Below are 24,303 nucleotides of genomic sequence, written 5' to 3' on the forward strand. Positions count from 1 at the left end.
CGCCGGCACCCTCCACGACACCCCCCTCACCACCCAAACCCCCCACACCCTCCACACCACCCTCACCGCCAAAATCGACACCACCCACACCCTCCACACCACACTCCAACACCACCCCGACGTGAATCTCGTCGTCTTCGGCAGCGCCACCGGCACCCTCGGCAACGCCGGTCAGGCCAACTACGCCGCGGCCAACACGTTCCAGGACGCCCTGACGCACCACCGTCACACCCTGGGGCTCGCCGGCACCACGATCGCGTGGGGGCTGTGGCACACCGAGTCGGGGATGGGCGCCGGCCTGCAGCAGCAGGATCTCCAGCGGCTCGGCCGGATCGGCGTACGGCCGATGGACGTCGCGGACGGCCTGACCGCCCTCGACGCGGCCGTCGACCTGGGGCAACCGGTGACCGTCGCGATGGGGCTGCACCTGCCCACCCTCGCCGCCCGTGCGCGTGACGGGCTGCTCGCGCCGCTCTTCCGGGCGTTGACCGGGCCGGTCGACGCAGCCTCGTCGGAGCGGGACGGTCCGGCGACGCTCAGGCCGCTGCCAGAACGACTCGCCGGGCTCACCGACAACGACCGGCACGCCCTGCTGCTGACCCTGGTCTGCGAGAACGCGGCGATCACCCTGGGCCATGCCGGGACGGCGGGCATCCCCCCGGAGCGGCAGTTCAAGGACCTCGGCATCGACTCGCTCACGGCGGTGGAGCTGCGTAACCGGCTCGCCACGGCGACCCAGCTGCGGCTCTCGGCCAGTCTGATCTTCGACCACCCGAGCCCGGCACAGCTGGCGAGGCACCTGGGTGAACGGTTGACGCCCCGGGAGCAGGACCCGTTCGCGGTGTTGTTCGCCGAGTTGGACCGGCTGACCGCCGACCTGACGGTGGCGGCACCCAACGCCGCGGCGATGGGCCGGCTGGCCGCCCGGCTGACCGGCTTCCAGGACCGGGTGGAGGAGCAGCGGTCCGCCGTGGTGGCGGAGACCGGTGACGAGGTGACCGCGATCTCGACGGCGACCGACGACGAGATCTTCGACCTGATCGACAACGAACTCGGCATCGGCTGAAGGAGTCGCACATGACCGCACCAGTGATCATCGCCGGGGGCAGCCTGACCGGGCTCATGCTCGCGCACGAGCTGACCCTGTGGGGGATCGACGTCGTCGTGCTGGAGCGCAGCCCCGGCCTGACCGACGAGTCGCCCGGACAGGCGATCAACACCACCACCGCCGAGCTGCTCGACCAGCGGGGTCTGCTCGCCGGCCTGCGCGGGCACGTCTCCCCCGTGCAGGGCACCCACTTCTCGCTGATGTGGTTGGACATGTCGCCACTCGACGGCCGGCATCAGCCGGCCATGCTGCTCGGGCACCAGTTCATCGCACGGCGGCTCGGCGACGCCGCCGTGGCCCGGGGGGCCGACGTGCGCCACGGCCACCGGGTGACGGCCTTCCACCAGGACGACGACGGCGTACGGGTCCGGGTCGCCACCCCCACCGGCGAGTACCACCTGCACGGCAGCTTCCTGGTGGCGGCCGACGGCGAGGACAGCACGGTGCGCGCGGCGGCCGGCATCGACTTCCCGGGGGCCGGCCCGGCGAACTGCGGCCTGGTGGCCGACGTGGAGGTAGCGGTCGCGGACCTGCCCCCGGAGCACCGGGGGTCGAAGTTCTGCCCCGGCGGGGGCGTCTACTCGGCGGTGCCGGTCGGGCCGGGGCTGCTGCGGGTGATCACGGCGGAGTTCGACGTCGCGCCTCCCGCCGACACCGCGCCGACGACCGCCGAGCTGCGTGCGGCGATCGCCCGGCTCACCGGGGCGGAGTTCCCGGACGCGCCGGTGCGCTGGGTCCGTCGCTACGGCGGCCAGACCCGGACCGTGGACCGGATGCGCAGCGGCCGGGTCTTCCTGGCCGGCGACTCGGCGCACACCTTCTACCCGTTGGCCGGCCTGCGCCTCAACCTGTGTCTGCAGGACGCCGTGAACCTGGGCTGGAAGCTCGCCGCGGAGCTGTCCGGGTGGGGCCGCCCCGACCTGCTGGACACCTACCACGAGGAGCGCCATCCGCAGGCGGTCCGGGCGGCAGCGGCCACCGATGCGCAGCTCGCGCTGATCCATCCGATCGACCGGGTGACCCCGCTGCGTGGCCTCTTCGCCGATCTCCTGCGCCTGCCGCAGGTCAACACCTACCTGTTGGAGCTGTCCACCGGGCTCGACGTCCGCTACGACGTCGGGGTGGAGCCGACCGGTCCGGTGCCGGCGGGTCGCCGGCTGCCGCATGTGCCGCTGACCGGCGTACGGCCCCTGGCCGCCCCGGCGACGGGGGCGACGACGTCGGGCGGCGTGGCCGACCTGCACCATGGCGGGCGCGGGGTCTACCTGGACCTGGCCGGCCGGACGCCCGAGCCGGCCGGACGCACCCTGGCGGCGCTGGGTGACCGGGTGGACGCGGTTCGCGCGGACCCGACCGGGGAGATCCCGGTGGACGCCGTCCTGGTGCGCCCGGACGGTCACGTCGCCTGGGCCGGGGATCCGGTCGCGGATGCCGAGGGGTTGTCCGGCGCGCTCAAGTCGTGGTTCGGTGAGCCGGCCGGGTGACCGGTGGCACGGCCAGCGCCCCCGACCGGTGGTCGGGGGCGCTGGCCGTCAGGGCGGTCGGGTCGGACCGGTTCGGGGCGGGCGGGTCAGGGTGCGGTGACGGCGTCGGCGAGCTGCTGCGACCAGGCGGTCACGGTGGGTGCGGCGGCGAGGTCGCCGAAGCGCACGCGCATCCCGGCGCGACGCCAGCCGTTGACCAGCCGCATCAGTTGCAGGGAGGTGAGGCCGAGCTGGACCAGGTTGGCGTCGTCGCCGATGGCTGCGGCGTCGAGGCCGATCACGACGGCGATCGCCTGCCGGATCTCCTCACGTGTGGTTGCCGTGGTTTCCTGCTGCACGGTGGGTCCTTCCGGTCGACTCAACGGTGCTCTTCGATGATCTTGACTACCGCGCAGCCGACCTCGATGCCGACGCCGACCGCGAGCAGCAGGACGTGGTCGCCCGGGCCGACGGCACCGGTGGTCACCAGGTGGTCCAGGGCGAGAATCTGGTCGCTGGCGCCGCAGTGCCCGACCGTGCGGCTGAAGTCCCACACGGTCTGCTCGGCGGTGATCCCCAGCGGGTCGAAGATCCCGTTCTGGAGTTGGTCGAGGGCCACCCCGCTGTGGGCGACCCGGGCGATGCCGGCCATCGTCACCCCGGCCTCGTCGAGCACCCGGTCGACGGTCTCGGTGACCAGGTCGCCGAGGTGGAACACCGGTGGGGTGACGCCGTTGGCCCACTGCTCGGCCCAGTAGCGGGAGCGCGCCTCGAGGTCGACCCGCTGCCCGGTGGTGATGCTCGGCGGGAACAGTGGTTCGCCGCCCCGGTGCAGGACCTCGGCCGCCGGGTTGGACGCCGAACCGACCGCGAGGAGTTCGGCGAAGCCGCCCCGGGTGGACAGCAGGGCGGCGCTCGCGCCGTCGGCCAGCACGTAGTGCGAGCTGATCCGCCAGCGGTCGACGACCGGGGTGGAGAAGTTGTCGGCGGCGGTGAGCAGGACGGCGGTCGACTCCGGGTCGGCCATCAGTTGCGCCGCCGCCAGCCGCAGCGCCGACAGCATCCCGTTGCAGCCGTGGTGGATCTCCAGCGCCGGCACCCCCCGCCCGCCGAGCGTCTCGTGCAGGATGTAGTGCGGGGCGGACCAGGTGTCGGGCCCCTGGTAGTGGACCGGGCAGTGCATCAGCGCCGCCACGTCCTCGGGGCGGTGGGCGGACCGCTTCATCGCCTCCGAGGCGGCCTGGAACGCCATGTCGGGGGCGGGCATGTCCGCTGCGACCGCGATCGAATGAAGATCGCTGTGGGTGCGGTTCGCCTCGTCGTACCAACCGCGTTTCACGGCTTCTTCGGTGGTGATGCGGTCCGGCAGATACGTGCCGACACCAGCGACAAAGACGTTCTGGACTTTCATTGCCACCCGCTTTCGGGAAATGGTGCGGCCAACATCCCCAACGGTCCCCGGCCCGCCTAACGGCGACCTAAAGAGGATCTTGGTACGGGCCGGTGGTGGCGCACCCGCCCGTCCGGCGCCCCCACCCGGTGGCACGGATCCGGTCGGCGCAGCCGCCAGCACCGCCCCGACCGTCGGTCCGGGCCCGCCCGCTCGTGGCGAACGAGCAGGTGTCGGTACTTGCGGGGCGGCTTTTCATGAGGGAGAGTCACAGCGCGGGCGAGTCGCATCGCCGACAAGAGACCTCTATTCGAAACGCTCCCGTGCACGTCGTTCCCGGCACCCGACACCGCTGGCCCGGGCCCTCCCGCACAAACACCTTCGGCAAAATTCTCGGAACGGTCTTAACGACCATATCGACAACATGAAATAAAGCAGGTTGACACTCTCGCCGAAACATGATTAATTGCGATTCGTCACATCTCTTGGGGAGGGACACGTTGCCATCCGGGGATGATCGAGAGTCGTTGATCACCGCCGATCAACCAATTGTCTTCAAACTCCTCGGTCCCCTGGAAGTGTGGGTGGACAGCGTCCGCGTACCCCTCGGCGGCACCCGGCAGGAACTGGTGCTCGCGGCCCTGCTGCTGGCCACCGGATGCGTCGTCACCCTGCAACAACTCGTGCAGGTCGTCTGGGAGACGCAACCACCCTCGACGGCGGCGCACCAGATCCGGAAGATCGTGGCGGACCTGCGTCGGCGGCTGCCCCCCGGGCTGATCGTCACGGACGGGCCGGGCTACCGGATGGACGTCCACGACACGGCGGTCGACCTGAAGATCTTCGAGAGACAACTCGTCCGGGCCCGGGCCGCCGAGGACGGCGGCCGTCCCGACGAGGCCATCGACGCCCTGTCCACCGGCCTGTCCCTCTGGCGCGGCGACGCGCTGAGCGGCATGAACGGCCTCACCGTACGCACCGCTGCGGCCCGCGCCGACGAACGACGCCTGATGACTGTCGAACGTCTGATCACCCTGCAACTGGAGATCGGCGAGGAGGGTGACCTGGTCGGCCAGCTCCGGGCGCTGGCGGCCGAGCACCCGATGCGGGAGCGGCTGCTGGTCCTGCTGATGACCGCGCTCTACCAGGCCGGCCGGCAGGCCGAGGCCCTCCAGGTCTATGCCGACGCCCGGCAGTCGCTCGCCGACCAGTTGGGCATCGACCCCGGGCCGGAGCTGAACCGGCGGCACGAGCAGATCCTGCGCAACGACCCGGTCCTCGACCCGCGCGCCGCCACCCGGGCGTCGGCACCCACGGCCCGGGTCGTGACGTCGTCGAACCGTCCGATGACGATCCCCCGGGACCTGGTCGACTTCACCGGGCACGTCGACACCCTGGAGTCGCTCGTCGGTTACGCCCGACCGGACGCCACGGCGCTGACCCTCGTGTCCATCAACGGAATGGGCGGTGTCGGCAAGACCACCCTGGCGATCCACGCCGCACACCGCCTGGGCAAGGGCTTCCCCGACGGTCAGCTCTTCCTGGACCTGCACGGCTTCACCTACGGCCGGGAGCCGGTCGACCCGGTCGAGGCGCTGGGCATCCTGCTGCGGGCGGTGGGCACCCCGGGCGAGCAGCTCCCCACCGACCAGGTCGGCAGGTCGGCGCTGTGGCGGGCCAAGACCGCCGACCGGTCGCTGCTGATCCTGCTGGACAACGCCAGCAGCGCCCAGCAGGTCCTCCCGTTGCTGCCCAGTTCGGCCACCAGTCTGGTACTGATCACCACCCGGTCACGGCTCAACGGGCTGGACGGGACCCACTCGATCACCCTCGACCCCCCGCTCGACGACGAGGCCAGCGCGATCGTCCACCGGCTGCTCGGTGACCGGCACCGGGCGACCGAGGCCGAGGTGCAGGCCCTGGTCGAGGCGTGCGGACGACTGCCGCTGGCCCTGCGCATCGCCGTGGCCCGGCTGCACAACCGCCCGAAGTGGACGCTCGGCTATCTGATCGGCCGGCTGCGCCGCGAGGGACGGCTCATGCGGGAGTTGGTCCTCGACGACCGCAGCGTCGCGGCCAGCATCGGCCTGTCCTACCACGGGGTCGGTCCCGACCATCAGCAGATGTTCCGCCTGATCGGGATGTTCCCCGGGGAGAGCTGCGACGCCTACACCGCCGCGGCGCTCGCGGGCGTCGCGCAGGAGCGGGCCGAGCAGATCCTGGAGGACCTGCTCGACTCGCAGTTGCTCATCCAGCGGCAGCTCGACCGGTACGAGATGCACGACCTGGTCCGCAACTTCGTCCGCACCGTCCTCGCCCAGGACGACGACGAGAACGCCACCGCCCTGCACCGGTTGCTCGACTACTACGTCGTCACGGCGGAGACCGCGGCGAACCGGGTCCAGCCCGGTCGGTTCGTGACCGAAGCCCGGGTACGGCATCCGCCGCAGGACGTTCCGCCGCTGGACGACCAGGCGGAGGCGCTGGAGTGGTTCGAGGCCGAACGACGCAACCTGCTCGCCGCGATCGACCTGGCGACCGACCGGGGGCACGACTTCCACCTGTGCCACCTGCCCCGCACGATGGCCTTCTTCCTCTACGTCCGGGGCGAGATGCACGAGCACGTCGCCACCTTCCGCAACGCCGCGGCCGCCGCCCGCCGCATCGACGAGCCGGTCCACGAGGGACTGAATCTGATCAACGTGGCGATCGCGCACTGGTATCTCGGTGAGTTCACCGAGGCGCTGGAGTGTTACGCCGACGCGCTGGCCATCGCCCAGGACACCAACGACACCGTCGGGGAGGGCACCTGCTTGGGCCGGATCGGCATCGTCTGCGCCAGCATGGGCCGGTTCGAGGAGGCGCTCAGCTACCAGCAACGGGCGCTGGCCATCCACCGTACGATGGGCGGCCTGGCCGAGCAGGGCAATGCGCTGAGCAACATCAGCCAGCTACAGAACGTCCTCGGCATGCACGCCGAGGCGGTGACGAGCGCCCGTGAGGCGGTACGCCTGCTCGACGGCCGCGACCAGCCGGCCGACCTCGCCTCGGCCCTGACCCGGCTCGCCTCGGCGCAGAGCAGCCTGGGCGAGGGGACCGCCGCGCTGGCCACGCTGACCCTGGCGGCCGTTCCGGTGCAGACCACGAACAGCCGCCGGGCCCGGGCCATGCTCGAGACGCGGTACGCCGAGGTCCTGATGCGGCTGGGTCGGCTCGCCGAGGCCGAGCGGCACGGACTGAGCGCGCTGAGCCTGCTGGGTGGCCTGGAGAACCCGGCGCTGCGCGCGGAGGTGGAGAACGTCCTCGGTCGGGTCTGCACGGAACGCAGCGACTTCACCGGTGCCCTGACCCGGCACCGGACGGCCCACGAGAACGCAGACCGGATCGGTCTGCGTCTCGAACAGGCGCGCGCGTTGGACGGTATGGGACGCGCCCACGCGGGTCTCGGGGACCTGGATCAGGCGATGACGGACTGGCAGGCCGCGCTGAGCCTCTACCGTGCCATGGGCGTCACCGGCGACGATCTGGAGCAGCACCTCGGGCGGCTGGAGCAGTCCCGGTCGGCCGTCGCGCACTGACCGCCGGCCCGGTGCCGGGCGGCCACCGTCACGGGGCACGGCATCCGCACCCCGAAACAGCACCGCCCGACGACATCGATCAATGCGTTGCCATGGTGGGGCGTCATAGAATCCGCTACGGATCGATGACGTTATTCGGCCGGCGGGCGCGTCAGCGTGGTCCACCATTGTCGAGCAACGGCCCGTCGGCGACCACCGTGACAACGGTGTGGCCCTCCTGACCGGCAGCTACCTGACCGCGATCTGCGCCGAGCCCGGTAACCGCGGAGGCCCCAACAGCCAGGCACAATACGACAGCGGCCCGAACCAGGATGCGGATCTTGAACATGACGTTCCCCCGATGCTCGTCGGTCGTTTTGACAATGCCACTGTCACAACCGTCGCTACCGGAACGATCCCACATCGCTACCCATGAATACCATTGCGATCCCAGATGGCGAGGACGACGACAGTGCGGCACTTATGGGCGCATGACGCAAAACGCATTCAAAACCAACGGTTGTGGCGACTTCGGTCTATCGGGTAAACATGGTGTGCCGGCGTGGACCGCCGTCGCCGCACCCGGGTGCCGCCTCCGCCACCGGCCGACGACACCCGCCCGGCGTCCCGCCGCCGTCGTTCCCCGCTCCCGGCGGCCCGCCCTCCCCACCGCGAACTGCGGCGATGCGGCCGGCGGGAACGGATCGGGACTGATTCGGTATCGCCCTGCGCCACAGTGGCGTAGTGACTTGGGTTGACCAGACGGCGGACTGACTCGCCACGACAGCGCCGGCACTCCACCCGATGCCACGCACCGCCGACACCGCGCCGGCGGGCCCACTCGACGGGGGGGAACATCCGTGAAGTACGAGATCCTTGGCGAGATACGGGTCCATGGCGTCGGCGGTGTCGTCACACCACGTACCCGCAAGACCGAGACCCTGCTGGCGGTGCTGCTGGCGAAGACGAACCAGATGGTCACCTCCGACCAGTTGCTCAGCGAGATCTGGGGCGAGGACACGCCCAGCCGGGCCAACGACGCGCTCTACGTCTACATCTCCCAGCTCCGCAAGGTGCTACGCGCCAGCGGCCACGACGCCGCCATCATGACCCGGCCCCGGGGGTACACCATCCTGACCGCCGAGGGCGACCTGGACGCCGACGAGTTCCGCCGGCTGGCCCACCTCGGCCAGCAGCTACGCCGGGCCGGCCAGTTCTTCCCGGCTGCCCAGACCCTGCGCAGGGCCCTCCTGCTCTGGGGCGGACCCGCGTTCAGCGGACTGATCGACAGCCCGGTCGTGTACGCGTACGCCACCCTGCTCAACGAGCTGCGCATCGAGTGCCTGGAGCAGCTGATGGAGATCGAGCTGACCCTCGGCGGCCACCGTGAGATCGTCGGCCAGCTCTCCGCCCTCATCACCGAGCAGCCCCTACGCGAGAAGCTCTACCAGTACCTGATGCTCGCCCTGCACCGTTCGGACCGCCGGGCCGAGGCGTTGGCCGTCTTCCACACCGCCCGCCAGCGGCTCGACATGGAGATCGGCATCGAGCCCTGCCAGGCCCTGCGCGATCTGCACCAGGACATCCTCCAGGACCGCGACCTCGGATCGTCGATTCTGGTCAGCCCGCTGGCGGCGGCGTCGTGACCACGACCACGGCGAACGCGCCGTACCGCACCGACGAGCCCGACCTCTGGCTACGCCGGTTCGGCACCCGCAGCAGCGGCGGACCCACCCTGATCTGCCTGCCGCACGCCGGCGGCGCGGCGACGTTCTTCCGGCCGCTCGTCGAACTGCTCGCCGCCGAGGCGGACGTCACGTGCGTGCAGTACCCCGGCCGGCAGGACCGCCGCAATGAGCCGCCGGTCGGCACCATCGACGCCCTGGCCGACCTGCTGACCGAGGTGATCCGGGCGGCCGTGCCCGGACCGGTGGCGCTGTTCGGGCACAGCATGGGCGCGATCCTCGGCTTCGAGGTGGCGTTGCGCCTGGAACAGCTCGGGGTCGCCCCGCTGTGGCTGTTCGCCTCCGGTCGCCGGGCGCCCGGGGTGTCCCGGCACGAGACGGTCCACCTGCGCGACGACCGGGGGTTGCTCGCCGACGTCGCGGAACTCAGCGGCACCGATGACGACGTCTTCGCCGACGAGGAACTGACGGCGATGGTGTTGCCGGCCATCCGGGCCGACTACCGGGCGATCGAGACGTACGCGCCCCGGGCCGGGGTGCCCCGGCTGCGGTGCCCGGTGACGGCGCTGCACGGCAGTTCCGACCCCCGGGTCGAGCTCGCCGACGCGCGGGCCTGGGCGGGCCACACCGACGGCGGATTCCGACTGCAACCGTTCGCCGGCGACCATTTCTTCCTGCTGCGGCACTGGGCCCCGGTGGCCCGGGCGATCCGGGTGGATCTGCGGCTGGGCTGAGCCCCCATCGACACGGACCGGCCCCGGTGCGCACAGGCAGCGGGGTCGGTCGGATGGCGTCCCCCATTGCCGTCCGCAGTGGCGAAGATCGGCATCGATCGACGCGTGGTCCGGCTTTAGAACGGTTTCAGTGACCGGCCATAGCGTTCCCCAGACGGACAGTGGAGCGAGGGGACCGAAACACGATGAATGAATCGACCACCTGGCGAGCATTGACGACAGGCAGCACCGACGAGGTCGCGTTGGCCATCGACTTCGACGCCACCGGCCGCCCGGAGGCGCGGTTCGCCGACCTGGCACCGCACCTGGGGCCGGATTCGAGCGTGTGGGAGACCGTTCCGCTCGGCATGGACGCGTTGGCCGGGCCCAGCGGCGAGGGATACGTGAAGCGCTGGGCCGACGAGGTCCGCGACAGCGGCCGTACGGTGACGGCGGTCATGGGATTCTGCGCCGGGGGCGCACTGGCTCCGGCCCTGGCCGCGCAGGTGGGTCAGTGGCAGGCGGAGCCCCAGCTGATCCTGTTCGACCCCGAGACCGTCACGCCGCTGACCATGTACTGGCAGTTCGCCAAGATCATCGAGGTGGCCACCTCCTCGCTGACGCCGACCGAGCTGGACGAGGCGCGGGAGGCGGGCCGGCAGGCCCAACGCGACCTCGCCGGCCTGGAGCCGCTGGCGGACCGGCTCAGCGAGATCTTCGGACAGGTCGGCGCGGTGGCCTTCCCCCGGCTCGGCCTGGACGCCACGAGCGGCGCCGAGGTGGTCACCCTCTTCCGCTCCTTCATCAGCTACCTCTGCGCCGCCGGCCAGTTCGACCCGCTGCCGGCGTGGTCGCGGGCGACGGTGCTCACCTCGGCGAGCCCCACCAGCGGCCTCAACGGGTACCGGACGATCAACCCGCAGGCCCCGACGAACCTCGCCGGCAACGAGATCACCTTCCCGGTCGAGCACGCCGGGATGCTCGCCGACCCGGCGGTCGCCGCAGCCACCCGCGAGCTGCTCAGCCGGGTGCGGGTCCACGGGGGGGCACGGTCGTGACCGGGCCGGCCGCCGCCACCCGCAAAGAGGAGGCGCTGTGGATGCTCGACCAACTCGTCCCGGGCTCCGGCGTCAACAACCTGGCGGTGGCCCTCGACGTCGAGGGTGAACTCGGGGACTGGGAGCTGGAGGAGACCCTCGCCCGGCTGCTGGAACGGCACGCCACGCTGCGTACGGTCTTCCGCGACACCCCGGCGGGGCTGTTGCGGCACGTCCTCGGCCCGACCGAGATCACCATCACGCTGGACCAGTACGAGGTCACCCGGGCCGACCTGGAGGAACTGCTCACCGACTACGTGGGTCGCCCGTTCGCGATGGACGGCAGCCCGCTGCTGCGCGCCGGACGGTTCCGCACCCCCGAGGGGGACGTGCTCTGCCTCGCCGTGCACCACCTCAACTTCGACGCCCTCTCCTCGGTGGTGCTGACCGAGGAACTGGTCGCCCACTACACCGCGATCTCGGAGGACGCCGAGCCGCCCGCCGAACTGGCGCAGTCGGCCCCGGTCTGCGTGGAGACGGCACCGAGCCAACGCAGCCTCACCTACTGGCGGGACCAGCTGGCCGGGTTCGACCCGTCCGGTCTCGCCCTGTGGTGCGAGGCCCCGGACGTGGCCCAACCGACCCTCACCGGCGACCGGGTCAGCGCCCGCCTGTCGGCGGCGGCGTACGACGCGGTGCGTACCCTCGCCCGGCAGCTGCGGGCACCGGAGGCGGTCATCCTCTACGCGGCGTACAGCCTGCTGCTGTCCCGGCACGGCGCCGGCCGGGACGTCGTCGTGGGCGCACCCGCCTCGCTACGGACCGCCGAGAGCAGCCGGGCCGTCGGCTACCACATCAACACGCTGCCGCTGCGGCTGCGCATCCCGCCGGGCGTCACCTTCGCCAGCCTGGTCGGGGAGGCCCGTGGGGTGTTCCTCGCCTCGATCATCCACCGCGAGGTGCCCGTCGAGGCGCTGATGGCGCAGTTCCGACCGGCCACCGGTTCCTGGCGCAACCCGGTCTTCAAGCACCTGTTCAACTACGTCCCGGACGAGGGGCAGGCCAGCTACGACCTCGGTGGGCTGCGGGCCGAACGACGCATCGTGGAGAACGGCTTCAGCAAGTTCGACCTGGAGTTCTTCGTCATCTCGACGACCGGCGCGCTGGACGTACGGGCGGTCTTCTACACCGAGGTCCTCGGGCGGGCGGACGTGACCGCCATGCTGGCGCGCTTCGACGCGCTGCTGGTGACGCTCGGCCAGCGCAGCGGGGAGCCGGTCGACGCGCTACCCCTGCACGCCCCGGCGGACCTCGCCACCATCGGCGCGGCGAACGCGACCACCCGTCCGGTACGAAGCCCCTCGGTGCTGACGGCCATCGCCGCCCGGGTCGCGGCGGCACCGACGGCGGTGGCGGTCCGCGACGGCGACCGCGAGGTGTCGTACGCCCAGATCTGGGCGGCGGCGGAGCACACCCGGACGGCCCTACGCGCGGCCGGGGTGGGCCCGGGCGGGGTGGTCGCCCTGCTGGGCCGGCGGGGTCCGGAACTGGTCGGCGCGGTCCTGGGCACCTGGCTGGCCGGGGCCGCCTACCTGCCGATCGACCCGGCCCACCCGTACCAACGGATCGTCCACCAGCTCGACGACTCGGGCGCGGGGGTGGTGATCGCCGATCCGGGCACCCCGGTGCCGGAGGTGCCCGGCCGGGTGGTGCTGCACCCGGTGGAGGTCACCACCGCCGAGCCGACCCCGGTCGACCCGGCCACCGACGGGTTCGCCGCCGGTGCGGACCCGGCCTACCTCATCTACACCTCCGGGTCGACCGGACGCCCGAAGGGCACCTGGATCACCCACCGGGCGCTGGCCAACCTGATCGAGCACTTCGTCGAGCTGCTCCACGCCGACGCGCGCACCGCGACCCTCTGGCTGACCACGTTCAGCTTCGACATCTCGGCCCTGGAACTCTTCCTGCCCCTGGCGGCCGGCGGCTCGACCGTGGTCGCCCCGGACGCCGCCCGCACCGACGGGTCGGTGCTGCTGGACGTGCTGCGGCAGCATCCGGTCGACATCGTGCAGGCGACACCGACGACCTGGCGGCTGGTGGCCGAACAGGCGGGGGACGTCCTACGCGACGTCCAGCTGCTCAGCGGCGGCGAGGCGCTGCCCGCCGGGCTGGCCCGGCAACTCGCCGGGGCCGGCCGGGAACTGCACAACGTCTACGGCCCCACGGAGACGACCATCTGGTCCACCGCGGCGCTGCTCGACTCCCCGTTCAGCGGGCCCGTCCACGTCGGTACGCCGATCGCGAACACGCAGGTCCTCGTCGTCGACCCGGAGGGTCGCGAGCTGCCGGTGGGCCTGCACGGGGAACTCTGCATCGCCGGCGCGGGTGTGGCGATCGGCTACCACCGCCGCCCGGAACTGACCGCCGAACGGTTCGGCGGGCACGAGCGGTACGGGCGGTTCTACCGCACCGGGGACCTGGCCCGCTGGCGGCCGGACGGCACCATCGAGGTGCTCGGCCGGATGGACCGCCAGGTGAAACTGCGGGGCAACCGGATCGAGCTGGGCGAGGTCGAGTCGGTGCTCGGTGAGCATCCCGCGGTCGACGCGGCGGCGGTGCTGGTGCACGGTGGCGCGGACGGCACACTCGTCGCGTTCGTCGTCGGCCCCGACCCGGACGACGCCGTCCACGACGACCTCTGGCGGCACGCCATCGGGGTGCTGCCGCACGCCGCGGTGCCGCAGGAGTTCATCGTCGTGGCGGGCTTCCCGACCACCGGCAACGACAAGGTCGACTATCCCGCGCTGGGTCGGCTCGCCGAGGAGCGGCAACGCCGGGCACGCGAGGCCGTACGCCCGGCGGCGGCCAGCGGCGACCCGGTGGTCGACGAGCTGATCACCCTGTGGCAGGACCTGCTCGGCCACGCCGACGTGCACGCCGCGTCCAACTTCTTCACCGCCGGGGGGCACTCGTTGCTCGCCGCCCGGCTCGTCCAGCAGGTCGAGGCCCGGCTGCGGGTCCGGCTCGCGCTGGCCGACATCTTCGCCAACCCCACGCCGACCGCACTCGCCGAGGGCGTACGGGCGGCCCAGCGGCAGCGCCTCGACCGGATCTCACTCAACTAAGGAGCATCCACCATGACAATCACCAGCGACCTGCCCGTCGTCGACCTGCCCGCGCTGCCGTTCGAGCGCGACCAGTTCGACGTCAACGGCATCGCACCCCTGTTCCGCGAGCTACGGGACACCCAACCGATCGTCCGGGTGCGTACCTCGGCCGGTGACGAGGCGTGGCTGGTCACCCGGTACGAGGAGGTCAAGACGCTGCTCAACGACCCGCGTCTGGGCCGATCGCACCCGGAGCCGGCCAAGGCGGCCCGGGTCGCGAACGCGGCCGTGCTGACCGGGCCGCTGGGCACCCCGGACAAGGAGGTCGCCGCCCGGCAGCGGTTCCGGCGGCTGATCGGGCCGTCGTTCGCCGCCCGCCGGGTGGAGAAGCTGCGCGGGCAGGTGCAGGAGATCGTCGACCAGCTGCTCGACGATCTCGCGGCGAGTCCGCAGCCGGCCGACTTCCACGAGGCCCTCTCGTTCCCGCTGCCGGTCCTGGTCATCTGCCAGCTGCTGGGCGTGCCGACGGAGGACCGCACCGAGTTCCGGCACTACTCGGCCGGCGCCACCGCGCTCGACGACCCCGCCGCGGCGAAGGCCGCCTGGGAACGGCTCGTCGCCTACATGTACCGGCTGATCGACATCAAGCGGGCCGAGCCGGGCGAGGACGTCTTCTCCGACCTGCTCGCGGTCGCCGAGCAGGAGAACCTCACCGACGACGAGATCGCCCGGATGGGTGCCGGCCTGCTCTTCGCCGGCCATGAGACCACGGTCACCCGGCTGGACCTCGGCACCCTGCTGCTGCTCACCCACCCCGACCAGCGGGAGAAGCTGCAGAACGACCTGAGCCTGGTGCCGTCCGCGGTCGAGGAGATGCTGCGCATGGTCGCCCCGTCCACCCAGGACGTCCTGCCCCGCTACGCGCACCAGGACATCACGGTCTGCGGCACCGACGTACCGGCCGGTGACCTGGTCCTGCTGGCCTTCACCGCGACCAACCGGGACCCGGACGTCTTCGTCGACCCGGACCGCTTCGACATCACCCGCGACTCGGACCGGCACATCGCGTTCGGGCACGGGCCCCGGTTCTGCATCGGGTCGAGCCTCGCGCGGGCCGAGTTGCAGTGCCTGTTCGCGACGTTGCTCGTCCGCTTCCCCAACCTCCAGCTCGCTGTCCCCCCAGCCGAGCTGGAGTTCCGCGACTTCACCCTCACCGGTGGCGTAACCTCCCTTCCCGTCACCTGGTGAGCTGAATTCGCGGAACCAATTGGCACCGCCGGCCACGTCCCGCCGGCGGTGCCAGTGCCGTGCCCGCCACCACCCTTCCGGCATACCCGGACCCGGCCCCACGGGATGCCCCGGCCCACATGGGCCGGTCCCCGCGAAACCCCGGTCCCCGCGAAACCCCGGTCCGCGCGAAAGCCCGTTCCCCGCGAAAGCCCGGTCCGCGCGAAAGCGAAACCGCCGTCCACACCCGCCCGGAGCCCGGTCCCTGCACAGGTCCGCCGGCCGCGCCGACCGCTACCTGCCCGACCCGACTGCCGGGCACGGATCAGGTGCGAACAGCGCGGTGGCCGCCATCGGGGGGATGATGGCGGCCACCGCGGGTGGAGGGAAATGTCACTCGGCGACGCGGGTCTGCGCCGTCCAGCGGTAGATGACGACGTCACCGTCGACTGCCGTCAGCGACTCTTCGGTGCGCTCGAAGTGCTCGTAGCCGCAGCCGTACCGGACTTTGATCTTCGGCTCCAGGCTGCTCACCAGTCGGGCCCGAAAGTCGTCGGGAAAACCGTTCGGGCCGCCCTCGAGACGAACCTTCACCTGCGACGTGGTCATGGCCATACCTCCGGCTCTGTGCGGTCGACGGGCTGTGCCCGACGGTGGGGTCGGGAAGCGCCGGTGCCGACGTCCCGGTCGGTGACGATGTCGGGCCGGTCCCCGGCCCGCACGGTCCGGGGACGTCCTCGGCCCCGCCCCTCTCGTCTCCGGTGCACGGCGATCAGCCGATCGTCCAGGTGTCGCCGCTGTCGAGCAGTTCGGCGAGCATCCCCGTCGGATCGTGCGGCATGGTCGCGGTGGCGTGCGCGAGCTGCGTGCGTACGGTGTCGTCGTAGCAGGGCCGGTCGATGGCGCGGAACACGCCGACCGGGGTGGTGCCCAGGTCGGAGCCGGAGAGCCGGGTCAGCGCGAACGCGTACGCCGGGTCGGTGACCGACTCGTCGTGCACCACGATCTCGCCGGCGGGCACCTCCGCGGTGCGGCGTACGACGAGCCCGAAGCCGCCCGGCGGATGCGTGACGCAGAACCGGCCGTCCGCACCGAACCGGATCGGCTCGCCGTGGGTGAGCCGGATCAGGTGGTCGTCGCGGACGTCCGGGTCCTTGAGCGGCGCGAAGGCACCGTCGTTGAAGATGTTGCAGTTCTGGTAGATCTCGACGAACGCCGAGCCGCGGTGGGCCGCGGCGGCCCGCAGTACCGACTGCAGGTGCTGACGGTCGGCGTCCAGGGTACGGGCGACGAAGCTCGCCTCGGCGCCGAGCGCCAGCGAGAGCGGGTTAAAGGGTGTGTCGGGCGAGCCGACCGGCGTCGACTTGGTGGTCTTGCCCAGCTCGGACGTCGGCGAGTACTGCCCCTTGGTCAGGCCGTAGATCCGGTTGTTGAACATCAGGATCTTGAGGTTGACGTTGCGGCGCAGGGCGTGGATCAGGTGGTTGCCCCCGATCGACAGCGCGTCGCCGTCACCGGTGACCACCCAGACCGACAGGTCGGGCCGGCTGACGGACAGGCCGGTGGCGATGGCGGGGGCACGCCCGTGGATCGAGTGCATCCCGTAGGTGTCCAGGTAGTACGGGAAGCGCGACGAGCAGCCGATACCGGAGATGAAGACGATGTTCTCGCGCGGGATGCCCAACTCGGGCAGGAACCCCTGCACCGCGGCGAGGATGGCGTAGTCACCGCACCCGGGGCACCAGCGGACCTCCTGGTCGGAGCGGAAGTCCCGGGCGGTCAACGACAGGGCGACCTCAGGCATCACCGATCATCCTCTCGAAGACGTTCGCCAGTTCGCCGGTGGTGAACGGCGAACCCTCGACCTTGGTGTGGGACACCACGTCGACCAGGTACCGGGCGCGCAGCACCCGGGCGAGTTGCCCCAGGTTCATCTCGGGGACGACCACCCGGTCGTAGCGGGCCAGGACGTCGCCGAGGTTCGCCGGCAGGGGGTTCAGGTGCCGCAGGTGGACCTGCGCCACGGCAAGTCCCCGTCGGCGCAGCGCCCGGCACGCCGCCGTGATCGGCCCGTACGTCGAGCCCCAGCCGAGCACCAGCACCCGGGTGTCCGGGTCCGGGTCCTCCACCTCCAGGTCGGGCACCGGGATCGACGCGATGCGGGCCGCCCGGGTGCGGACCATGAGGTCGTGGTTGGCCGGGTCGTACGAGATGTCGCCGGTGCCGTCCGCCTTCTCCAGGCCGCCGATCCGGTGCGCCAACCCCGGGGTGCCCGGCACCGCCCACGGCCGGGCCATCGTCTGCGGGTCCCGCAGGTACGGCAGGAACCGGCCGTCCGGGCCGTTGGGTTCCCGGGCGAAGCTGACCCGGAGGTCGGGCAGCCGGGACACGTCGGGCAGCAGCCACGGCTCGGAGCCGTTGGCCACGTAGTTGTCCGACAGCAGGATGACGGGGGTGCGGTAGGTCAGCGCGATCCGGGCCGCCTCGATCGCCGCGGCGAAGCAGTCCGCCGGTGTCGCCGGGGCGATCACCGCCAGTGGCGCCTCGCCGTGGCGGCCGAACAGCGCGATGTCCAGGTCGGCCTGTTCGGTCTTGGTCGGCATCCCGGTCGACGGGCCGGCGCGCTGCACGTCGATGACGACCAGCGGCAATTCCAGCGCGACCGCCAGGGAGATCGTCTCACCCTTGAGCGCCACCCCCGGCCCCGAGGTGGTGGTCACCCCCAGCGCCCCGCCGTAGGAGGCGCCCAGGGCCGCGCCGATCGCCGCGATCTCGTCCTCGGCCTGCACGGTGGTGATGCCGAACCGCTTGTGCTTCGACAGCTCGTGCAGGATGTCCGAGGCGGGCGTGATCGGGTACGCCCCCAGGAAGACCGGCAGCTCCGACCGGACGCCGGCCGCCACCAGGCCCAGCGCCAACGCCGCGTTGCCGGTGATGTTGCGGTACCGCCCGGGCGGCATCGGGGCCGGCGCGACCTCGTACCGGACGGTGAAGTCCTCGGTGGTCTCGCCGTAGTTCCAGCCGGCCCGGAAGGCGGTGACGTTCGCGGCGGCCAACTCCGGGCGGGTGGCGAACTTGCGTTCCAGGAACCGCAGGGTCGACGCGAACGGACGGGCGTAGATCCAGCTCAGCAGGCCGAGCGCGAACATGTTCTTGGCCCGTTCGGCGTCCCGCTTCGACACCCCCGTGTCGGCGAGCGCGCCGATGGTCAGCGTGGTCAGCGGCACCGGATGGACCTCGTACCCGTCGAGCGAACCGTCCTCCAGCGGGTTGGCCCGGTAACCGACCTTCGTCAGTTGGCGTCCGGTGAACTCGTCGGTGTCGACGATGATCGCCGCGCCGCGCCGCAGGTCGGCGAGGTTCGCCCGGAGCGCGGCCGGGTTCATCGCGACCAGGACGTCGGGTGCGTCGCCGGGGGTGAGGGCGTCGGAGGCGGAGAAGTGGAGCTGGAAGCTCGACACGCCCGGCAGGGTGCCGGCTGGCGCCCGGATCTCGGCCGGGAAGTTGGGCAGCGTCGCGATGTCGTTGCCGAGTTGGGCGGTCTCCGAGGTGAACCGGTCCCCGGTGAGCTGCATCCCGTCGCCCGAGTCACCCGCGAAGCGGATGACCACCCGGTCGAGCTGCCGGACCGGAGCCTGTTCCGTCGCCGCGCCGGTCGTCGTCGTGTCGTGCACCATCGTCGTCATGGTCTCGCCTCCCGATCGTCAGACGCCGAAACTGGAGAGCACCTCGCGCAGCCGGGCGGCGAAGGCGCGGGGGTGGGTGGTCAGGCCGGCGTGCCCGCCGGGGAAATCCGTGGTCGCCACCCCGAGGTGGGCCGCGAGGCGCTCGGCGGCGACGTAGCCCCACACGCCGTGCGAGTCCTGCCCGCCGGCCGGGACGACCCGGGTCGGCGCGGTCTTCATCGCGTCGAGATCGTCCATGTCGAGCCGGTAGTCCCGGAACGCGGGCAGGTCCCGGGCCAGGAAGAACTCGATGTTCGCGGTGCGCCGCTCGTCGGGTGGGGACATGGTCACCCCCGGCTCGGTCTCCAACCGGCGGAAGTCCACGCCGTTGAGCGCGCCGAGGCGTAGCAGGGCCGGCAGGCCACCGGTGCCCCGGTGCAGCTCCTCCGCCTCGTCCAGACCGGCGTTGACCGTGCGGCACATGTCGTCGGCCAGCAGGTCGAGGATCGGCGGCTCGTGCGTGACCAGCACCCGGACCTGTTCCGGGTGCCGGGTGGCCAGGTGCAGCCCGGTGAGGCCGCCGATGCTCGAACCGAACACCACCGCCGGCTCCGAGGTCACCTCGGCCAACAGCCGGTGCACGTCGTCGGCGTGGGTCTCCACGGGCACCGGACGCCCGTCGTCGGGGTCGATGACGCTGCGCGACAGGCCACGCCGGTCGTAGGTGACCACCGTGTACGCGTCGGCGAGCTGCTCGACCAGACCGGCCGCCCGGTCGGCGTCCCCGTCCCCGCCCTGGAGTATCAGCAGCACCGGCCCGGAACCACAGATCTGGTAGTACAGGTTGGCGTCCGGAACCCGAAGCGTGCGACCGATCTCACTCATACGCCCGATCGTCGCGGGCGGACCTAACGCGAACCTTGCGTGTGGCTGTAGCGCACCGCCCGCCCGACGCGGGCCATCCTGCGGCGTGCCTGGGCGGCGGCAACGTCCGACGCGCGGGCATGCCCACCGGCAGCGCACCCGGCGGTGGCGTGCCTGACCCCGTCGCCGCCCGGCGGTGGCGCGCCTGACCCCGTCGCCGCCCGACGGCGTGTCTAGGTGGTGGGGGCGAAGGTGGCGCGCAGCGCCGGTTCCAGCGACCGGCCGGTGGTGGGCGTGATGAACAGTTCGGCCAGCAGCAGGTCGCCGAGGTGGGTCGGGTTGAGGCCCGCCTCCCGGCGCGCGAGACCGTGCAGCAGGCCACCGCAGCCCAGCGAGGCGCGGACGACGGGGGCGGGCAGACGGCCGACCCGACGGGGACGGCCGACCGCGTCGGCGATGCGGCCCATCATCGCCGCCCAGGTGAGATTCTCGTCGGCGACCGGGACGTCCTCGCCCCGGGCCTGTTCGAGCGCGTCGACGGCGACCTCGGCCACGCTGCGCGCCGAAGCGGCGGCCGTTCCACCGACGGGGACCGCCAGCGGCGCCCGGGACCGTGCCCACCGGTCGAGCGGGCCGGCCCAGTTGGGCAGCCGGTCGCCGGTCCGGCCGAACACGAACGGCAACTCCAGCACGGTGACCGGCAGATCCGGGCCGGCGGCGGCCCGGCCCTCCCGGGCCTGTTCCCACCGACACCTGATGTACGAGTGGCGGGTCGTGAGACGCCACCGTGGATGCAACCGGTCGAAGTGGGTGTAGTAGGAGCCCATGACGACCCCCCGGGTGAGCCCCTCCTCGCGGGCGGCGGTGAACAGGCGCACCACCGGGTCGACGAGTTCCCGACGCAGGAGCGGGTGGATCGGCCGGGGCAGCACCCGCTGCTCGTCCGCCCGGGTGGCGAGGACGACCCCGTCGTGGCCGGCGAGCAACGACCGGAGGTCGTCGATCGCGGCGGACTCCAGATCGAGCAGGTGGTCGACGCCCGGCTGGGCGGTACGGGCCACCGTGGTGACCGGGTGGCCCCGCCCGCGCAGCACCCCGACCACATGGGTGCCGATCAGGCCGCTGCCGCCCACCACGAGAATTCTCACGTCCCATCGTCCACTCCGGACGGGGCGGCTTGTCAAGCGGTGCACCGCCGCGAGGTGCTGTCAGGTGCCGAAACCGAACGGCACGTAGCGGTCACCGAGGACGTGCCGGAGGCCGTACGGCAGGATGCCCGCCACGGTCGACGCCGCTATCGCGTGGGCAGGGTCGCCAGTTCGGCGAGGAGCCGTTCGGCGCGACGGGTGTGCAGGAACGCCCCCCGCTCGGCGGACACCGCCCGTGCCTGCTCGGCGGCGGCGGTCACGACCTCGACCGGCGCACCCTGGGCCCGCAGGAGCCGGGCCCGTAGCAGGAGCAGCAGCCCTTCCGGATGGCGCTGACCGCAGGATTCCAGATAGAAGTCGGCCTGGTCGAGCGCCGTCGCGGCGGCGTGGACCGCCCCACCGGCGATGAGCATCTCGCCGAGCAGCCCGTGCCAGGCGGCGACGTCCGAGCGGGGCGGGTCGAGCAGGTGCGAGGCGATGAGCTGTCGCGCCCGGTCCGCGTTGCCGATCGGGTCCCGGCCGGTGACCGCCAGCGCCCAGTAGCGGGCCAGCCGCTGGTAGGTGCCGAGGAAGACGAAGGAGAACCCGGGATCGACCGCTATCCCCCGCCCGGAGGCGCGCAGCGCCAGCACCGGATCGCCGACGATCACCGCGATGCGGGTGGCGGCGCACGCCCACACCGTGAGCATGTACGGGTCCTCGCCGGCCAGGTCTTCGAGCCCGGCGAGCAGGGCCCGCCCGTCCGCCACCGCACCGTGCAACGTGGTGACCTCGGCCAGCATCGCGGCCATCAGCAGCTGGAGGTCGTGCCGCACTGGGTCCCCGTCCCGGCGCGGAATGTCGAAGATCATGTCCCGGGACCGGTCGAGCCAGCGGATCGCCTCGCCGATCTCCCCGTAGTCCCACTGTTGCAGGCCCCAGGCGTGCAGACCGCAGGCGAGCACCCACGGATCGCCGGACTCCTCGCCCCAGCGCAGCAGCCGGCGGGCCAACGGGGCGCTGCGGTCCAGCTCGATCGCTTGGACCAGGGCGGCCCAGCGGGAGTAGAGGAAGCTGGCCGCCTCCCGTTCCAGGCCGAGGCCACAGGCCAGGTGCTCGGCCCGCTCCAGCAGGTCGGTCACCGCGAAGCCGTACATCGACCGCATCCCGAGGACCGCGGTGAGCTGGGCCAGCGCGGCCAGCTCCCACTCGGCGAGGCCCGCGCCGCGGGCCACCTGCACCGCCGCGCGCAGGTGTCGCTCGGCGACGTCGAGCGCCGACTTGCCCGCCGCGTGCCGGCCCGCGCGGATCAGCGCCCGGGCCGTCCGGGCCGGCTCGGCGAGCAGACCGGCGGACCACAGGTGGTGCGCGAGGCGCTCGGCCACCGTCTCGGCGTCCGGCCCGCCCCGTTCCAGCGCGTCTGCGATACGCAGGTGCAGCTGCCCGACCTGTGCCGGTCGGGTCGTCGCGGCCACCGCCTCGCGCACCAGGTCGTGGGCGAATCTCAGCGAGAACGGATCGTCCGGCCGGCTCTCCAGCATGCCGAGCGCCTGCACCGGTTCCAACCGTTCGAGGCAGCCGTCGAGGTCGAGGCCGGCGGCGCGGGCGAGCAGTCCGAGTTCCACGTCCCGGCCGATAAACGCGGCGATCCGGAGCAGGTCGCGGGCGTCGGCGTCCAGCCCGGCCATCCGGTCGATGACCACGTCCCGTACGGTGGCCGGCACGCCGGCCCGCCCCCGGGGCCGGTCGTTGAGCAGGCGGGACAGCTCCCGGACGAAGAACGGGTTCCCGGCGGTGCGGGCGAGGATGCCGCGGGTCGCATCGGGGGTGGGCACGGCACCGGTCTCCCGGCGGATGAGTTCGGCCACCTCGGCTTCGTTGAGGTTGCCGAGGATGATCCGCTGGTGGCCGGGGAGCCGGCTGAGCGTGGCGAGCATCCGGGACAGTGCGGAGCCGGGGGTGGGGGCGCGGTCGCGTAGCGCACCGATCAGCGTGGTGCGGTCGGGCAGGCGGGCCGCGAGGTGGCTGACCAGTTGGAGTGACGCACTGTCAGCCCACTGCAGGTCGTCGAGCACGAGCACCATCGGCCGCTGCGCCGAGGCCGCCGCGATGATCGCGACGACCTGCTCGAAGAGCCGGAACGGGAAGCCGTTGTCGGGCAGCACCGGCGCGGCGAGGACATCCCGGCGCGGTTCCAGGAGGCTGCCCAGTTCCCGGCCGACCGAGGTGTGTCGTTGCCCGGCGGGCAGCCCGTCGAGGACGGCGCGGATGACCTGCACCCACGGCCACATCGCGGGGGCGCCGCCGCCCTCGGGGCAGTGCCCCCGGACGACGAACGCGCCGCGCTGCTCCGCCTCTGCGGTGGCCTCCCGGAGCAGCCGGGTCTTGCCGACCCCGGGCTCGCCCTGGACGACCACGAGCGCGGTGCCCCCGGCGAGGGCCGCCGTGGTCGCGTGGCGCAGTGCCGCAAGTTCGCCGGCCCGGCCGACCAGGCCGCCACCGGTCGGGGCCTGTAGCGGGGGTGTCACGGGCGGCACCGACCGCGGCGACGCCGGGCCGAACGCCCGGTGGTAGGCCTGCCCCAGGGCCGGGCCGGGGTCGACCCCCAGTTGCTCGGCGAGGTCGGTGCGGACGGCCCGGAACACGGCCAGTGCCTGTGCCTGCTGACCGGCGGCGGCCAGCGCGGTGACCAGGCTCGCCTGCACCGGCTCGTGCAGGGGTGCCATCGTCGCCGCCAGGCGCAGGGGGGCCAGCACGTGGTGCGGCTGCCCCAGCGAGACGGCCAGGTCGGCGGCGGCGACGGCGGCGGCGAGGAACTCCCCGTCCAGCGCCGCGAAGAGGGCGACGGCACCCGGCCGGTGCACGTGCCCGTCACCGGCCGGCCCCCGCCACAACGCGAGCGCCCGCAGGTATGCGTCGAGGGCGGCCACGCCCCGCCCTCCGACCCGGTGGGCGTCGGCGGCCACGACGTGCTCGCGGAAGGCGATCAGGTCGAGCATCTGCGCCGTGGCGGACAGCCGGTAGCCGGTCGGGTGCCGGTGCAGGTAGGAGCCGACCGCGCGGGGTGGTAGCTCGGGCTCCAGCAGGCGGCGCAGCGCACCGACATACTTGTGGATGACGTTGAGCGCGGTCGCGGGGGCGTCGTCTCCCCAGACGAGGTCGATCAGCTCGGTGGCGCTGACCGGCCCACCGGCGCGGGCCAGGAGCAGGGCGAGCAGGTAGGCCCGCTGGCGGGGACCGGGGTCCAGCTCGACGCCGTCCCGCCAGGCCCGGAGCGGGCCGAGGATCTGCAGTCGCAGTGCGCCTGGCGAGCGGATCCGGTGCTCGCCCCCGACGCCCTGTCCCGACATCAGCCCC

General features: G+C 72.4%; 17 protein-coding genes. 9 read left to right on the forward strand and 8 right to left on the reverse strand.

The window, feature by feature from the left end; all coding sequences use genetic code 11:
* Both JQN83_RS26325 and JQN83_RS26330 read left to right on the forward strand, forming a co-directional pair.
* The coding region (locus tag JQN83_RS26325; protein ID WP_208569848.1) for a KR domain-containing protein at positions 1-1,066 on the forward strand (1,066 nt) is incomplete at its 5' end.
* A gap of 11 nt (positions 1,067-1,077) precedes the next feature.
* Positions 1,078-2,592, forward strand: a complete 1,515-nt coding sequence (locus tag JQN83_RS26330) for an FAD-dependent monooxygenase (protein ID WP_208569849.1) — start codon at positions 1,078-1,080, stop codon at positions 2,590-2,592.
* 86 nt (positions 2,593-2,678) lie between these two features.
* Here the strand turns inward: JQN83_RS26330 and JQN83_RS26335 are convergent, their stop codons facing one another.
* Both JQN83_RS26335 and JQN83_RS26340 read right to left on the reverse strand, forming a co-directional pair.
* Complete coding sequence (locus JQN83_RS26335) at positions 2,679-2,930, reverse strand: phosphopantetheine-binding protein (RefSeq protein WP_208569850.1); 252 nt, start codon at positions 2,928-2,930, stop codon at positions 2,679-2,681.
* A gap of 20 nt (positions 2,931-2,950) precedes the next feature.
* Positions 2,951-3,982: a ketoacyl-ACP synthase III family protein gene (locus tag JQN83_RS26340; RefSeq protein WP_244253278.1), complete on the reverse strand. Its 1,032-nt coding sequence runs from the start codon at positions 3,980-3,982 to the stop codon at positions 2,951-2,953.
* A 563-nt stretch (positions 3,983-4,545) separates the two neighbouring features.
* Here JQN83_RS26340 and JQN83_RS26345 point away from each other — a divergent pair.
* The 7 genes from JQN83_RS26345 (at position 4,546) to JQN83_RS26375 (ending at position 15,311) form a co-directional block, all read left to right on the forward strand.
* The gene (locus JQN83_RS26345) at positions 4,546-7,539 is read left to right on the forward strand and encodes an AfsR/SARP family transcriptional regulator (protein WP_208569852.1); all 2,994 of its coding nucleotides are present in this window, start codon (positions 4,546-4,548) and stop codon (positions 7,537-7,539) included.
* A 208-nt stretch (positions 7,540-7,747) separates the two neighbouring features.
* Positions 7,748-7,954: a hypothetical protein gene (locus tag JQN83_RS26350; protein WP_208569853.1), complete on the forward strand. Its 207-nt coding sequence runs from the start codon at positions 7,748-7,750 to the stop codon at positions 7,952-7,954.
* 424 nt (positions 7,955-8,378) lie between these two features.
* On the forward strand, positions 8,379-9,164 hold the full coding sequence (locus tag JQN83_RS26355; protein ID WP_208569854.1) for an AfsR/SARP family transcriptional regulator: 786 nt from the start codon (positions 8,379-8,381) through the stop codon (positions 9,162-9,164).
* Complete coding sequence (locus JQN83_RS26360; protein WP_208569855.1) at positions 9,161-9,937, forward strand: thioesterase II family protein; 777 nt, start codon at positions 9,161-9,163, stop codon at positions 9,935-9,937. Before JQN83_RS26355 ends, JQN83_RS26360 begins: the two co-directional genes overlap by 4 nt.
* Positions 9,938-10,122: 185 nt before the next feature.
* Complete coding sequence (locus JQN83_RS26365; RefSeq protein WP_208569856.1) at positions 10,123-10,974, forward strand: hypothetical protein; 852 nt, start codon at positions 10,123-10,125, stop codon at positions 10,972-10,974.
* On the forward strand, positions 10,971-14,081 hold the full coding sequence (locus JQN83_RS26370) for a non-ribosomal peptide synthetase (protein WP_208569857.1): 3,111 nt from the start codon (positions 10,971-10,973) through the stop codon (positions 14,079-14,081). The genes JQN83_RS26365 and JQN83_RS26370 overlap by 4 nt, the downstream gene beginning before the upstream one ends.
* 12 nt (positions 14,082-14,093) lie before the next feature.
* Positions 14,094-15,311, forward strand: coding sequence for a cytochrome P450 (locus tag JQN83_RS26375; protein WP_208569858.1), 1,218 nt, complete (start codon positions 14,094-14,096; stop codon positions 15,309-15,311).
* A 372-nt stretch (positions 15,312-15,683) separates the two neighbouring features.
* On the opposite strand, the gene JQN83_RS26380 is transcribed toward JQN83_RS26375, so the two are convergent.
* From JQN83_RS26380 to JQN83_RS26405, 6 genes are all read right to left on the reverse strand, one after another.
* The gene (locus JQN83_RS26380) at positions 15,684-15,899 is read right to left on the reverse strand and encodes a DUF5988 family protein (protein WP_244253270.1); all 216 of its coding nucleotides are present in this window, start codon (positions 15,897-15,899) and stop codon (positions 15,684-15,686) included.
* A 163-nt stretch (positions 15,900-16,062) separates the two neighbouring features.
* Complete coding sequence (locus JQN83_RS26385; protein ID WP_208569860.1) at positions 16,063-17,097, reverse strand: 2-oxoacid:ferredoxin oxidoreductase subunit beta; 1,035 nt, start codon at positions 17,095-17,097, stop codon at positions 16,063-16,065.
* Positions 17,087-18,967 (reverse strand): 2-oxoacid:acceptor oxidoreductase subunit alpha, encoded by a 1,881-nt coding sequence (locus JQN83_RS26390; RefSeq protein ID WP_244253283.1) that lies wholly within the window; start codon positions 18,965-18,967, stop codon positions 17,087-17,089. The genes JQN83_RS26385 and JQN83_RS26390 overlap by 11 nt, the downstream gene beginning before the upstream one ends.
* 27 nt (positions 18,968-18,994) lie before the next feature.
* Entirely contained in the window at positions 18,995-19,840 is an 846-nt protein-coding gene (locus JQN83_RS26395) for an alpha/beta fold hydrolase (RefSeq protein WP_208569862.1), read from the reverse strand.
* A gap of 212 nt (positions 19,841-20,052) precedes the next feature.
* Positions 20,053-20,967 (reverse strand): NAD-dependent epimerase/dehydratase family protein, encoded by a 915-nt coding sequence (locus JQN83_RS26400; protein ID WP_208569863.1) that lies wholly within the window; start codon positions 20,965-20,967, stop codon positions 20,053-20,055.
* Positions 20,968-21,113: 146 nt separating this feature from the next.
* Positions 21,114-24,296 carry an ATP-binding protein gene (locus tag JQN83_RS26405; protein ID WP_208569864.1) on the reverse strand — a complete coding sequence of 1,061 codons (3,183 nt, stop codon included), beginning with the start codon at positions 24,294-24,296 and terminating at the stop codon, positions 21,114-21,116.
* Positions 24,297-24,303: the final 7 nt, after the last annotated feature.

Origin of the sequence: Micromonospora antibiotica, assembly GCF_017599305.1 — a bacterium.
Classification (GTDB): domain Bacteria; phylum Actinomycetota; class Actinomycetes; order Mycobacteriales; family Micromonosporaceae; genus Micromonospora; species Micromonospora antibiotica.

Bases quoted from the DNA above. Each gene is read 5' to 3' on its own strand.
- JQN83_RS26365 (WP_208569856.1), top strand. From the start codon at position 10,123: ATGAATGAATCGACCACCTGGCGAGCATTGACGACAGGCAGCACCGAC.
- JQN83_RS26395 (WP_208569862.1), bottom strand. From the start codon at position 19,840: ATGAGTGAGATCGGTCGCACGCTTCGGGTTCCGGACGCCAACCTGTAC.
- JQN83_RS26390 (WP_244253283.1), bottom strand. From the start codon at position 18,967: ATGGTGCACGACACGACGACGACCGGCGCGGCGACGGAACAGGCTCCG.
- JQN83_RS26380 (WP_244253270.1), bottom strand. From the start codon at position 15,899: ATGACCACGTCGCAGGTGAAGGTTCGTCTCGAGGGCGGCCCGAACGGT.
- JQN83_RS26340 (WP_244253278.1), bottom strand. From the start codon at position 3,982: ATGAAAGTCCAGAACGTCTTTGTCGCTGGTGTCGGCACGTATCTGCCG.
- JQN83_RS26405 (WP_208569864.1), bottom strand. From the start codon at position 24,296: ATGTCGGGACAGGGCGTCGGGGGCGAGCACCGGATCCGCTCGCCAGGC.
- JQN83_RS26375 (WP_208569858.1), top strand. From the start codon at position 14,094: ATGACAATCACCAGCGACCTGCCCGTCGTCGACCTGCCCGCGCTGCCG.
- JQN83_RS26330 (WP_208569849.1), top strand. From the start codon at position 1,078: ATGACCGCACCAGTGATCATCGCCGGGGGCAGCCTGACCGGGCTCATG.